This window comes from Paenibacillus tepidiphilus, from assembly GCF_008635795.1.
Classification (GTDB): domain Bacteria; phylum Bacillota; class Bacilli; order Paenibacillales; family Paenibacillaceae; genus Paenibacillus_AQ; species Paenibacillus_AQ tepidiphilus.
Window position 1 is genome coordinate 138,708 of sequence record NZ_VWRQ01000009.1, and the last position, 15,050, is coordinate 153,757.

7 protein-coding genes are annotated in these 15,050 nt (G+C 47.4%); all 7 read right to left on the reverse strand.

Translation table 11 applies throughout. The features are described from left to right. Positions 1 to 232: 232 nt before the first annotated feature. The 7 genes from F1379_RS13720 to F1379_RS13750 all read right to left on the reverse strand — a co-directional run bounded on the left by F1379_RS13720 (position 233) and on the right by F1379_RS13750 (position 14,972). Positions 233 to 4,273 (reverse strand): Ig-like domain-containing protein, encoded by a 4,041-nt coding sequence (locus tag F1379_RS13720; protein WP_150270538.1) that lies wholly within the window; start codon positions 4,271 to 4,273, stop codon positions 233 to 235. A 212-nt stretch (positions 4,274 to 4,485) separates the two neighbouring features. Next, on the reverse strand, positions 4,486 to 5,688 hold the full coding sequence (gene metK, locus F1379_RS13725; RefSeq protein WP_150270540.1) for a methionine adenosyltransferase: 1,203 nt from the start codon (positions 5,686 to 5,688) through the stop codon (positions 4,486 to 4,488). A 285-nt stretch (positions 5,689 to 5,973) separates the two neighbouring features. Then, positions 5,974 to 6,243 (reverse strand): alpha/beta-type small acid-soluble spore protein, encoded by a 270-nt coding sequence (locus tag F1379_RS13730; protein WP_150270542.1) that lies wholly within the window; start codon positions 6,241 to 6,243, stop codon positions 5,974 to 5,976. 176 nt (positions 6,244 to 6,419) lie between these two features. After that, positions 6,420 to 6,962 (reverse strand): hypothetical protein, encoded by a 543-nt coding sequence (locus tag F1379_RS13735; RefSeq protein WP_150270544.1) that lies wholly within the window; start codon positions 6,960 to 6,962, stop codon positions 6,420 to 6,422. An 83-nt stretch (positions 6,963 to 7,045) separates the two neighbouring features. Further along, positions 7,046 to 9,952: an S-layer homology domain-containing protein gene (locus tag F1379_RS13740; protein ID WP_150270546.1), complete on the reverse strand. Its 2,907-nt coding sequence runs from the start codon at positions 9,950 to 9,952 to the stop codon at positions 7,046 to 7,048. A gap of 595 nt (positions 9,953 to 10,547) precedes the next feature. Then, a complete protein-coding gene (locus tag F1379_RS13745) occupies positions 10,548 to 10,889 on the reverse strand; it encodes a hypothetical protein (protein WP_150270549.1) in 342 nt (113 codons plus the stop codon). Positions 10,890 to 11,039: 150 nt separating this feature from the next. Further along, a complete protein-coding gene (locus F1379_RS13750) occupies positions 11,040 to 14,972 on the reverse strand; it encodes an S-layer homology domain-containing protein (protein ID WP_150270551.1) in 3,933 nt (1,310 codons plus the stop codon). Between the last annotated feature and the right edge of the window lie 78 nt (positions 14,973 to 15,050).

Below are 15,050 nucleotides of genomic sequence, written 5' to 3' on the forward strand. Positions count from 1 at the left end.
AGGCTTTCTTCCATTCAAAAACGCGCCACTCAGGCATACGTCCTTCATCTGCCGATTAGCGCGTACGAACAGACCCTGTTTTCCCGCCACTCTTTAATAGACTAAATTCATGGGGAAAAGTTGCGACTTTTACTAGATTTGCAGATTTTAATTGTTTTCCGGCCAACACAAAAAAGCCCCACAATGTGGGGCCTTTGCTTGGATGCCGGTTCAGACCTTCACGCGGAGGTCATTACAAATATTGAATTGCCTCCAGCATACGCTGCAGCATCGTTGCCGCCTGAGCGCGCGTCGCATTGCCCTGCGGCTGAAATTCGGTTTTGGTCATGCCCAATATGATGCCTTCCTGCACGGCCTTTGCCACAAATTCGGCACTCTGATTCTGAATTTTATTCTTATCCTTAAATACGGACAGAGCTGTTGAGGTGTTGCCGTTCAGCGTGATCGGATACCCTGCATACTCCATGGCGCGGATGATCATTATAGCCAGTTGCTCACGGGTAATATTCTCATTAGGGCGGAAGGTGCCATCAGTATTTCCGGTAATGATACCCGCTTTAGCCGCCGCGCCAATATAGTCTCCGATTTGAGTAGAGCCCTGTACGTCCCTGAACTGCTGGGCCGTCTGCCGGTCTCCGACCAGTCCCAAGCCCCGGCTCAGCATCACGGCGAATTCAGAACGGGTAATTCTCTGTCCAGGCTTGAAGGTGATGCTGTAACTGCTGTCGATAATATTCTTGGCGTAAAGTATCTCAACTGTGGATTTACCCCAATGAGCACTCATGTCGTTAAAGCTGCGGATGCCCAGGAATACGCCGACAACCTGGTTCCCCTTCAGCTTCGCCCGAATTACGGTATAGGACCCTTGAGATCCTATCTGAGTCGGCAGGTACGTCGCGTCATTGTAGGTCAGGTCCAGCCTGGCCATCGAAGTCTGGCTGGCAGTCAAGGTCGAAGTCGTCCGTACGACGACTTCCGCCGGCACACTCAATGCAATGCTGCTGCTAAAATTGCTTCCCAATACGGCGGTTAGCCGGATATCCACCAGACTGGTAACACCTTGCAGTCCCTGCGCCTTCAGCTTCTGCTCAAGCGGTGTAAATGTTCCGGAAGGAACCTTCTCCAGCCGCAAAATCAGCGAGATATTACTGCTGTCCGCTACCATTGTAGCCGACAACGTACTCATGTCGATGTCATTCAGCGCCACCCGGTACAGCACATCTCCATAACGAAGGACAAATGTCGCCTTGCTGTTGCGGTTGACCGCTTCCAGCAGCGGTTTAAGCGGCAGTACAACATAGGCCCCTGCCTCTGTCGAAGGCACTTCGAACGCCAGTGTATAGACGCCCAGCTTATACAGGTACTCATAACTTGCTCGTAAACGGTCAGCCGCAAGTGTATACCGCTTGACCGATTGGCTGTAGACGGTCCGGTCGTCGGCCAAGGTGGCGGAGTCGCTCTTCAGCAGATAATATTCACTGCCAAACTCGCTTGCCGCCAGCGTACCCAGATATGAAGGGCGGCCTGTACTGCTGGTAGAGCTTACCGAGTTATACACACTCAGCGAGGAGAATGGCGCCAGTATATTCCCGTTCAGGTCAACAATTCTGCCCGAGCCGTTCATAAAGGATAAATCAACGGATTGACCCGCTGTAACAACCACCGACAGCACCAATTTTAGCGTGTACCCCGAGAAATAGTAGGACTGTACGCCAACAGTCGCTCCATTCACTCTTACCGCAAACTGGCTGTTTGACAGTGTGGAGGTCGCCTGCATAATATTGCTGAAGGTAATGGTCAATTCATCTCCGGAGACGCTAACCGAGTTTATCCCGCTGACGCTCGTGCCGGTGCCGGTACCGGTACTCCCCGATACGGATACCGCCTGCAAGTTAACGTATGCCGCGCGGTTTCCATTCAGATCGCTGATACCCAGCGTACCTGGAACGTAGGATACGGTTACCGCGCTTCCCGACGTCAGAGTGCTGGCTAAGGTGAGAAGGATTTGGTTGCCGCTGACAGACACATTCGTAACATAGTTGGGCGAATTACCCACAAGTACGGAGAACTGGCTGATCAGCGGCAGGCTGCTGTTCAGCAGCCCTTCATTATAGGTCAGAATAATCGTGTTACCGGAACCAGAGATTCCCTGAAGAACAGGTGCAGCGTTATCGCTGGTATTGCGCACATAGAAATCGCTGAAATTGGCGACATTCTGGCCATACGTATCCTGAAGCGGATAATTCCCCGCATAATAAGTAACACGGACGATGTCCCCAGCCGAGGCTGTATTATTTAACCCCAGTGTAACTGTTCCTCCGCTGGAGCTGATACTGTTCACACCAAGCGAAACACCGTTCGCGTAAACATAGAACTGGCTGAAAGCACTGGAAGAAGCTGCTTTAAGAGTATCATTGAAATTCAACACCAGCGTCTTGCCATTTAGTGTCCCATCCTTCGGGGTTGGCAGAGAGGACTGGAGGCTATTAGCCACCTGCTGTCCCGAGAAGGTAGAAGCCGCATTCCCTGCCAAATCCTGAATGGTGCGCAAGCCGCCCGAGTATCCCACTTTGATGATTTGTCCGACAGCAATCCCTGTGGAAAGGGTAATAAAAACACTGTCTCCTTGTATATATATACTCTCTATAGGGCGCTTCTCATCATTTACAGTAACCGCAAAGCTGGAGAACAACAGCGACACCGAGGAATTGAGGGCCTCATTGTACTTCAGCCGTATCGTCCGGTTGTTATCCAGCTGTGCGGAAACCAGCGCCGGCGCTGTTTTATCAAAGGCGACGGTGTGAAAGCTCCAGGAGCTTTTGCCGCTCAAGCCGGTAAAACGGTTCTGGTCATTTCCATCTTCAATAAATGCTCCTTGGGCAATATCAATATAATAGGTAGTATCGTAATCCAAGGGGCTCTTCGGGATAATGGTGAACTCTTTACGGTCTGTGCTTGGTCCTTCCAACCTGGATTCCACAACTGTGCCGTTACTTCTATATAAGACAACTCCATTGGCAACATTGTCGTTATAACTTGAGGCCCTGCTTAAGGTAATCTTAATGGGATCATTAATGCCTACCGATTCACTGCGGTCCGCAGGTGTAAGAGAGCTGATGCCATATCCGGTCAAGAATGAGGTGCTGAAGTTCCACTTATATTCTCCTGATGCCGGAAACAGGTTGCCGTCCTGATCGTAGAAGGCCCCTTGCGGAATTGTAACCTTATAGTCTGCGTTGCCCTGCAAGGGACTGGCTTCAGAGGCAACATCAATTGTAAGGGTCCGTGTTCCCCCTCCCGTTACTGCTGAAGAGTTCACATTAAACGTTCGGGTGCTTCCGGAACCCCAAGCCAAGGTAATCTCACCGGCGGCAGGCAGCATCGGACGGTCGAAGCTGAGCACAATATCTCCTTTTGGAGACACATTCGTTGCTCCGGGCGCTGGTGCTACATTCATCGTCACGGCCGATCCTTTGGTGGAGAAGCTCCATGTATTGCCGCTTGTAATACCACGGAAGGTCTTGTTGGACTCATCCTTGAAAGCATAGGAGTCAATCAGGACATAGTAATTCCCGCCAGCTGTCAATTTATTGGATAAAGTCAGCTTAACGGTCGTTGAGGAGGCGTCTGTACTCTGCACATTCACCCCGGCTTCTCCATTCCTAATCTTGAATTCCTGCACTAGCGAGTTATCCGCCGAAGATAACAGTCTGACAGAACCCCCGCCCATCTGCAGCTTACGGTTCAGCTTGAAGCTCAGCTCTGTCAATGCTGCCGCATCTACGCGTGAATTGGAGGCCGGAGCATAATCGCTTGCCTGGATATCGGGATTAATGCTCGGCTTGGTAGTGAACGTCCAGTTCGTTGCTGCCGATAATGTGCCGTTGCTATCTTTAAATAACCCCTGAGGAATATTCACTGTATATGTAGTGTTATTCTCCAGCTGTTTATCCGTGCCCAGCTTCAATTCGAACTCACTGGAGCTGCTGATCAGACCGGATGTGCCAACAGGGATTGTCAGATATGGCGAGCTTGCTCCCGCTGCTGTAAGTGTAATATTGCCATTTTGCGGTTTCACCTGCTTGTTGAAAGAAAGCTTTATGGACGTTCCTACATCCACGTTGTTCTCCCCGGCTGCTGGCGAAGTGCCAATTGCAAACTCATCGGCAGCGTAAGCCGCCCGGTTCCAATTCCCAATCGGTGTAACTGCCGCACTCAGAATCAATTCTATAGATAAAAAAAGTGCGACCAATAATGATGCTTTTCTTTTCATGCGGAAATAGACTCCTCTCAAACCTGGCTATCGTTCTTCGTTATAATATATTTCGGCTTGCAAGCTGCCAAAGTTTAGTAGAGCTTCCTGGTATAAATGCTGTTTCAGAGAAGGAGTGCTTTCAAGAGTCGATGAATGCAGCAAAAAGCCCGCCGGCAGTTGCTCTTATTAATAAGAGACACCACCAGCAGGCTTGTCCGAATAAAATATTTCTACAGTTCAGCCTGAGCTTTAAGCAGCTCGGCCTTATCCACACGTTCCCATGGCAGATCAATATCGTCCCGGCCAAAATGACCGTAGGCCGCAGTTTGACGGTAAATTGGTTTGCGCAGATCAAGCATCGATATAATACCAGCAGGGCGAAGATCAAAATTATTGCTAATCAGGGCAACCAGTTTCTCTTCACTGATCTTGCCCGTGCCGTATGTATCGACATTAATCGAAACCGGATTGGCAACCCCGATCGCATAAGCAAGCTGAATCTCACACTTGTCAGCCAGGCCGGCAGCGACGATGTTCTTGGCTACATAACGCGCAGCATATGCAGCGGAACGGTCCACCTTAGTCGGATCCTTGCCCGAGAACGCGCCCCCGCCATGACGGGCATATCCACCATATGTATCGACGATGATTTTGCGGCCTGTCAGTCCGGCATCGCCCTGCGGTCCACCGATAACGAAACGGCCTGTCGGATTAATGAAGTATTTCGTATTCTCGTCCAGTAATTCCGCCGGTACTACCGGTAAAATAACCTGTTCTTTGATATCGGCTTGAATTTGCTCGAGCGTTACTTCTTCGGCATGCTGAGTCGATACGACAATCGTATCCACCCGTACCGGCTTTTCATCCAAATATTCAATTGTAACCTGAGTTTTGCCGTCCGGCCGCAAGTACTCCAGTGTTCCATTCTTACGGACTTCAGACAAGCGTCGTGCGATGCGATGGGACAATGCGATTGGCAATGGCATTAACTCCGGGGTCTCGTTGGTTGCAAAACCAAACATTAACCCTTGGTCCCCTGCGCCGATATTTGCCGTTTCTTCGGCGACTTGGGCCGGATCACGGTTCTCCAGAGCAGCGTTAACGCCCTGGGCAATATCCGCTGACTGCTCATTCAGAGAGCTGAGCACGGCGCAAGTATTGTAGTCAAAGCCGTACTTCGCCCGGGTGTAGCCAATTTCTTTAATCGTATTGCGGACAATCGCCGGAATATCTACATATTCCGACTTGGTGCTGATTTCGCCGATAACCAGAACCAGCCCTGTAGCGACTGCAACTTCACAAGCTACGCGGGCATTGGGATCGTTGGCCAAAAATGCGTCCAGCACAGCATCAGATATCTGGTCGCAAATTTTGTCCGGATGACCTTCTGTTACAGACTCAGATGTAAACAAATGACGTCCTTGAATAGACATGTACAACAACCTCCCACATGATAAAAATCCAATCCTGTGTATAAAAGCTCCGTATTCGCTAGTTTTTAAAATACTAAAGTAAATAGAGCGCATTACCGGGTATTGTCAAAAAATAAACCTTTTCCATGTGGAAAAGGTTTTAGGCTTTCCTCAAAAGTCATCTTATCTTATTTGCCGGATGGTGTCAATTAAAGGCAGGATGACGACGGCGTATATAGATCGTGCAGAGCAAATTGTTGGTATTTTGTAAAATATTATATATTCTTCTCGTTATATCTATATTTTCTATAGAATTAAACCTTGTTCGGCTTGCTTTACAAGCCGCTTGGTAATCTCCCCACCAACAGAACCGTTGTCTCGGGAAGTGAGATGTCCAAGATACTGGCTGCTTCCTGCTCCCATACTGCCCAGCGAACCAAGCTCGGAGGCGAACTCTGTATCTGCTCCTAATCCTGATGGTGTAGCATATAGCCCAAACTCGGCTGCAATTTCATATTGCATCTGTTTCAACATTGCCCGGCTTTCCGGAACGACAGTACGGTTATTACGTGCCATAATATAGCACCTCCTGATGAATTTTAAGATCACAGGAAGTATTATGTGCACCGGTGAAATGCCTACTCCATTAAAAGTTTGTTAGTGGAGGAAAAGGATGCCGGAAGTATAGGTATCCTGGAGTTCGGACATCCTATAACACATACTATCGGAGAATCATTTATATTTCTAAACGCCTACTTTAAAGTGTATGAACCGCGAACCATTACGACCAGCCCTAAAGTCTGTCCCTCTTGCACTTGAATTCCACGGCCTTCTCTAGGGAATGACAGTAGGTGATTGGACGGTGCAGCCTGACCATTAAGCAAATCAGCGCCGGCCGTTAGATCAGCAACGCCATTGACATCCTGTGAATAGATGACAGCCTTGCCTGCCCGAACGATAAATTCAGCTCCGGCTCCGGCTATCAGTGTCTGGCCTGGCTTAACATCTACAATGTCTACGGCATCCGAACTTTGCGCAGGAGCTTCCGTGGCTGCTGGCGCTTTCGTTGGAGCCGGTGTCGCCGTCGCACTTGGAGCCTGCGTAGCAATGGCACCGCCTTGAAGTGCCTTTTGAATCTGCTGGTCTACATAGCTCTTGGTAACTACCGGATCATCGGCTGTACCTGGTTGGGAACCTACACTCGCCCCATCGGCCGTATTGTTTAACAGCGACCCAGCCCACAGGCTTCCGGCCAGCAATGCAGTAGCCATGGATACTTTCCATACGATCTTCATCCACTTCCTCCTTTAGGTTATAAAAAATGCTAAAAAAAAGAATAGCCTCCGAAGAGGCTATTCTGGGCTTCGGTATAACCGAATTACTTAACTGCGATTGAAGTACCTTTAACAATTGTGTTACCAGTTGCTGTGTCAGCAAGGTCGATGATACCTGCGTCAGAAGCAATCGTAATGGAAGCGGAAGAAACATAAGAGCTGTTGAAGTTCAACCAGCCATCAGCATTGCTTGCATTGCTGTCCAATGTTGTCAGTCTGATGTTTGTTCCCTTAACGAACAGACCCTTTACAGAATCGATAGTTTTAACTTCAGTAGCTACCTTCAACAGATATTTACCTGCGTCACTACCGGAACCAGCAACCAGATTCAGACTAGCATCAGGAACAGCAGTAGTCGATCCGTTGATGATCACATCAAAGTCTTTAACATTAACATTTCTAACGGTCTCGGAGAATCCGAGAACTACAGTTGTATTGTCACCGCTAGCGATAACTGCAGAGTTGAATACTGGCTTAGTTCCTTCAAACAGTTTAACTGCTTGGGAAACCTGTGGTCCAGCTGTGTTACCAGCTTTGTCCTTGATGTTGCTGATTACCAGTCTGTAAGAATCCTTGGTTTCAGTCAGACCGGAAGCTGGGATATTCAAGGTCACAGTAGTTTTGTTGGTTGCGCTATCCGCTGCAGTGTTATCTACGCGGTTAGTTGTGAACCAAGTGCCGCTTGGAAGAGCCTTGCCATCCAAAGTGTAGTTATTCACATCAAGTACAGTAGTGAAGTCCAGACCATTAGCATCGTATACTACGTAGCTAATAGTTTGAGTAGCACTCAGCGTACCATTTGCGGATGCAACAACATAAGTCTTGGAAGCATCTGTCCAGTTGAATTCTGGTGCACTGGAGTCAGTAGTCGACGCCGCTGTTACCGAGAATTTATTAACTGTAGCAGCATTTTTGTTACCAACAGTTGCCTTGTCAGTTACAAACTCAGCACCCAGACGCAGTGTGTAGTTGCCAGTGCCAAGCGAGTAAGGCAGCAGAACAGTTTTGTCATCGGAAGCTTGAACGGCTGCAGAACCACCGACAACAGGATTCTTGACCAATCCAGTTGCATCGTCAATTACTGTATAAGCATTTCCGAGAGGAACGTTCGTAAGGCCTTCACTGAATGTAACGAGCAGACCCTTACTTGTATAAGTTACGCCAGTTACAGTTGGAGCCACTACATCCTTAGTAAATGTCAGGCTTGTGGAATAGGCAGATGCCAGTGCATTGCCAAGTTTGTCCTTAACGCCTGTTCCCAGGAAGAATGTTGCTGTGAAGGTGTTGTCTTTACCAAAAGCAATTTGAGAAGCGTCAAATGGTGTGAATACGACAGTCTTATCGCCATTGGACAATACTGGTGTACCAAAGAGAGTCAGAACTGCACCGTTACTTGGATTAACAAGACGCACGTTGTTATCAAAAGTAGCCTTGTCTACAGCCTTGTCGAACTCAACCTTAACGTTCTTTTCTCCGTCAACAGTTACGCTCTTAACAACCGGTCCAGCTACATCGGATACTACTGCAACAGTAGTGGCCAATGGGTTAGGTGTAGTTGCGTTGCCAGCGTAGTCCTTAACATTCAACAAGGAAACATCATAAGTCTTGCCGCTATCGAGGTTACCGGTAGTCAGCACGAGTGTATCAGTGATGCCTGCATTCTTGGAAGGATCGATAGTTACCGCTGCGTTATTCACGTATGCGATAACACCTGCAGTTTGAACTGGCTCGCTGAATTTAACTGTTACTTGATTTGTAGTAGTCTTAGCTACTGCTGTAGTGGATACGAGCGTAGGAGCTACAGTATCTTTGATTGTCAGCAATACAGTGAATGCTGGCACTTCTTCAGCAGAGCTGGTCTTAACGCCCTTCTTGATGGTGATAGCATACTGACCGTCGAAGATTTCACCAGCAGCAGCTGTTACAGTTGCTGTAGTCTTGTCGTCGCTCAGCACTACCTTGGCTTTAGTTTCGTCAACAACTTTCGCTCCAGCAACTTCCTTGATTTCAACCAGGTCAGTTACGAATACGTCACCAGTTGCGATCAGAGTGCTAGCGTCAACTGGACGGTTGAATTTAACTACCAGTTGCTTAGCGTTTGCGGAAGTAACGGAAACCACTTGAGGAGCAGCCAGGGTCACTTTAACGTCGGAATAGTTAAAGCCTTTGTATTGGAATGTAGGAATTGTAGTTTCAGTTCCGGCAACCAGAGCGGTTGTCAGAGTAACTTCCAGAGTTCCTTGGTCAGCGAAGGTTACAAGCACTTTAGTAGGGCTTGTAGCTTGAGCCGATACTACAGCAGGCTTAGTTTGCGCAGCGTCAACTTTATAAGCTGCTTCAACTACCAGGGAACGGATAGCGTTAGCTTTGAAGTTAACATCTTTAGCGATGAAGCCAGCGTTGATTACTGCTTGCGCATAGCCTTTAGCCCAAACAGATGCCGAGTTGTCGGTAGCTGTAGGAGCTTCCAGTTTCAGAGCGCGAGCCAGTACAGCCGCTACTTCTTCAACAGTTACTTTACCGTTGTAGTTGAAGATACCTTTAACAGTATCTTGACCTTGCATGTAACCAGCTTTAGTTACAGCTTCGATGTAAGGAACAGCCCAGTTAGTAGCTGTGTAGCCTTTGTCTTTGTAAGACAGTTGGCCAGTTACTTCTTGCAGGCCGAACAGTTTAGTGATGATCTTAGCGAACTCAGCACGAGTCAGGTCTTTCTCAAGGTGAGCCTGACCGTCTGGGTAGCCGTTCAGGATACCTTTAGCTGCCAGAGCGTTGAACGCTTCTTCTGGAGTTGCTTTTGCTGTTTCACCAAATGCTACAGAGGCAAACATCGAGAATGCCATTGCTGTAGATAATGCTACGGATAAAATTTTCTTCATAACCTTTTTTTCTCCTCCTTGGACATTCATGAACTGAGAATTTTCTTTAGTTGGGTAGCTCATGTTACTCATTAGCCGATGCACCCCCTTTCCCGAGTTGAGCAAGTAAGTATAAATAATGTCTGTGACGGGTATCACAGAAACTTGTAAACATGTTTGAGGGCATACTAATACTAGATTCCTAATTCTACCTAAGTATTATACATTGTGCCTCAAGTCGCGTAAAGAAAATTTTTCTACTTCAGCCAACCACTTTGTTCAGGCGACTACTGTGCTGCCGACCTGTGTGTTTGACTCTAAACCTTAGACGCGCCTGTTTCAAAAAAGTTGCGCTTGCTCGAAAAACTTTTTTTGACTCCCTGCCCCGCTCAATAGAAGAGGATTTTATGTATGATCTACTAACTATTGTTAATGATGGGTGGCTACGGGAATCAGTATAGCATAGCGGTTTGGCAACGTCATTAAGCAATATTTGTTAAGTAAATAAACAGAATATTCCTGTTCTAAACGCACTCATCAGCAATTTGGCACTCCATTGTATACGCATATAAAGGAAGAACGTTTCTATAGAATAAACAGTCTTCTTTTATCCTTTATAATATGTAAGCTCTAAAATGAAGAAAGCGCCGTTGCCGGCGCTTGGGATCAATCCTATTAAAGATAGATGCTAACGGATCTTCATGGAAAGCTGGATCAGTTCCTGCCGTTTCTCAGGACTTGAATTCACGTTCTCATACAGCGCATCGATGGCCACCCGATTATCACGGTAGGTCTTCTCATGTTTAATCGTGGAATGGGACCATTCAATCAAAGCATTCTCTGCGAGAACAAGTTCATTATATGCATCATGGAATCCTGTAGCTTGCACAAGCTCTTCCATAACCTCCTGGGTAATTTCCTGAAGCGCACGCTTTGCGGCAATTTCTTTCTCCAAAACCTTCGCTCTATTCTCAAACATATTCTTGGCCTTCGTGTAGTCCAGTTGTGCTTTTGATAAAATCGGTTTCATCGATGGCTTTCACCTTTCAGAAAAAATTATCTTCTAAGACATTGTAACGTAAAACGTCCCGGATTACAAAGTTAAAGTGGGGGCTTGGAACGATGTTACAATTAAACCGGCCCGTGAACAGTATTCACGGACCGGCCGGTTGCAGCTGAATTAATTAAAGGTCTTCGGGAAAATACTGGTACTCTTCTGAAGAAGAGCTACCGAAATCTTGCCGGCTTCCGCTCTGGTCAGCTTGCCCTTTGGATTGAAATTATATACAGGCTTGGACTGCCCTGTCACCGTAACTGCGCTGCCTTCCATGATTTTGGCCTTGGAGACCGCCTCGACCGCCGGACGCGAGTAGTAATCCATGCTGCCCACGTCCACGAAGGACTTGCTAAGACTGGAGGTCAGTTTGTCATTATTGGCGTTCATTTTGAGCTTCAGCGCTCTGGCGATCATAACGGCCGCCTGTTCCCGGGTCAACGCCTGATCCGGGCCAAAGAATCCGTCACTGAGACCAGTCACAATCCCTGCCCGTGCCGCAGTCTCGATCGTCTTGAAGTTCCATGTTGCCGAGACGGCTTCAGGCACGATATCAAAGAAAGTTTGCTTATTCGTATCATAGTCCAGCGGAATGTTCAAGCCTTTAACAAGCAATGTAGCAAACTCACCACGCGTGGTCGTGTCGTCGGCTCCGAATTGGTCAAACCGAAGGTTCTTCATGATGCCTTTGGAATACAGACCGTTCAGAATGTTACGCGCCCACGGATGATTGGTGATATCCGTATAGCCTCTACGAAGCTTCATTACAGTGTAATAACCAAATTGATCAAAAGGTACGGTAATGGTATGGCTCTTTGTATCAACCTCACCGCCAATATTCTCCCATTGACCCGCATCAGTATAACGGAAAACGGTAATGGTTGTACCCACTTCATCAACTACATTTTGATTAAACTTAAGTGTCAGCTCTCCACGCTCTGAAGGAACAATCTTACGTTCGGCTTCAATCTGAGTGAAATTCCCTTCGGTTGAATATGGAGTAACACCGTTAGTTCCTGGTTTATAGGTGGCCGTTCCTTTGACACCCTTCTCCCCAAGACCTCCGCTAAGCCAGTAAATGTCCGATACGCGTGAGAAGTTATTAGTCTCTACAGTAGAATTGAAGCGCAATACCAGATCAGCCGGAATCAGCAGTGTGCTCAAGCCGCCAGGCGTCCGGGCATCGGCATCAACATTGATTGTGTTCCCGTAGTCGTTCTTTCGTTCAACCACACCGTCTGCCGGGTCCGCAATGCCGAACAGAAGCTTGGTGTCCGGATAATACTTGGCGGCTCCGGATGTTGTATATCCTTTCATCACGGTTCCCTTAGGGAATGACAGCTCCAACTGTTTATTAAACACGGAGTATTTAGTTGCTACTTTCTCGGCCATATACTGCGTGTCAACCTGAACAGCACTGGCATAGTAAACCGATATTGTATCATTTAAGGTGGAATCGGCGCGTACAATCTGAATTTTGATTGCTGTAGCTTTATCTGGCTTCAGGCCCACATAATCCAGCGTAAAGCGGTTTGGCAGATCTGTGCGTTGTACCGCTTCAAATTTATCGATCATTACCTTGGTTGCACCTTCAGCCTCAATATCGAAGCGGACGAAGTTTTTATTGACCACAATTTGCTCGCCGACGGTAGTAACCGGAGATAAAATACGGTAAGGAGCTACTTCGCGCTGGACTTCCATTCTCTGATTAGTACGCGCGCCTGTATTGTTAACCAACTCCAAATTGTATACTACACTCCCTGCTGTTTCAGCAGGGATATCCATGATACGCAGGATGAAGTCCGTACTGCCACCCGCAAAATCGTAATAATAAGTCTTTTTGTTATAGGTAAAAGCAGTAGGCCCCTTTCGCGCAGGAGTCCCAGTAAGAACTGTGTTATCAAGTGACAGGAACAAATCCGAACCTTGATACAGGTTCAGCTTGCTTGCTGCGCCACCTCTGATCACCAAATCATAGGAGGTTTGACTGGTCACGAACTTTTCGTCTTTATAAATGAACTCAGAAGTTAACCCTAAGATATTATTCAACTCTGTGTCCGTATAATCCTTAAGATCATCATGGGTGAGCGAAGCACGCCCTTTGGACAAGGCCGGATGGAATTGCTTGATGTTCGAAACATTAGTATCCACAATATAAATTCTCAACTCTTTGCGGATTTCACGCTTGTTCCCCGCATTATCCATCGATGTTCCGGTAAATACCAGTTTATTCTCACCATAAACCAGTGGCCCCGATGCGGAAATCGGCAATGTAAATGAAAATTTGGGGCTGGATACCGTCGGGGCAAAGCTCGTGATCGGAGGATCGAGCTTGTCATTGGAGATCCCGTTCACGAAAAATTGCGCATTAGCGATATTCTCAAATCCGATGTACTCTCCGGATAATGTCATAGTATTACTGTTGGACGAAGAGTCAAATGTGTAGGTCTGCCCGTCATTCAGGTTGGCTACATAAATATAGTTTTTTGAAACATACGCAATATCTGCATTGAAGAAAGACTGCGAGCCGCTGTATTGGAATTTAACCTTTTGCTGACCGGTGGAGAAGCCTACGACTTTATAAACAGCCTGTGCCCCTGTCAATCCTCCAATATTAGTCTGCAGCTCCAGCTTCAGCGATGCACCGAGCGGAAGATAGGAGGCTACCAATGTATTGGTTGGATTCGCACTGGATTCCACCATAATGTAGAAATCAGGCTTGTCTACTTGGGCTCCGTTCAGCGCCAGTTTCGAAAGGTTAGCAACATTCTTGGCCGACCCATCATGGCCGGAGAGATAATAGATATTGTTAATTACGGTCTCGCCAGGCAAGTACTTGTAATTTTGTTTAACAGATGTCGTATATGACCCGTATTTAATCGCCAGAACGATCTCAGACGACGACCCCGCAGTCAATGTAAACGGAGTAGTGGTCTGAAACGTAATCAGACGATACTGAGGTGTAACTCCGTCTGGAGCCGGGATGACAATTTCTTTCTGCGGAGATGTTCCTGCATTAACAGTAAACGAACCGTCTGAAGCAATGGTATACGACTCCAGGACACTCACAGAGGTGGCTTGGCCGTTAATTGTCACCGTATGATCGTCCTCGAAGGACTTGATGCTTGCACTGTATGGCAATAGCACTTGCCCCATGAGGTTGCCGGTTGTAGCAGGTAATGTTAATGTCGGAATATTGCCTAGAATGTTGTAGGCTTTCCCGTCATGTGTGAGATATAAATCCGTAAATGGTTTATTCGTATCAAAGTAGTACACAGACCGTTTGATTGTAATGGAGTCGGCTGCATTCTGTACCACAATCTCCAGTGTATTCTCACCAGATTTCAAGGTCAGGGCAGGCGTAAAGAAAGTCCCGTCCTCCAAAAGTGAAGTCTGCAGGGAGGAGCCGCCGTTCAGGGAAACCCCTACTTTGGTTGCATTTGTCACATTCCCTTGCAAAGTAATCTGCTGGTTCGGAACAACAACCTTGGTGCCTTCATTTAAGTTAATGGCAGCAGGCCCGCCGCCAAGCACCTGAAGTGATGTAACGTATGGAACCTTATCATAGAGAACATAGAAGGACTCCGAGCGTTCCATAGAACCTTGCATACCCGACAGTGTGACTTTATTGAAGCCGGTAAAAAGAGTCAGTCCGCTGGCAATAAAGCGGTTATCCGGATTCATTGTATCCGTTGTAACTGCTCCGGTTGCCGTATGTGCAGCATCGGTTACCCATTTGCTCCCGCTTTGGGTAATCTGCTGTACCGTCACCTTCATTGTAGACGCAGTAACCTGAGCATAAGTACCGGTAATGGTGAAGTTCGGGTTATTGGTCTTGAATACCGATTCTCTTGTAATGTTATATACAGCACTGGGATCGCCTGCTGGCGCAATATCTTGACTTAAACTAATCGTATTCCGTAACGTGAGATCATCCGGACTAAAGTAGGTCGTAGTAGCCGTCGCTGCCGTAGCCAATGGGGTGAATTTCCCCGGGAACATTGTAACGACCAGAGCCACCATCAGCAGCCAGACCAATGGTCTCTTCAAGCGTAACATGTATCGTATCTCTCCTTTAAGTTGAAGTTCTCATGACTTGTACTGTGTCTTTTATCGGTCAATCGTCCCCAAATTTTT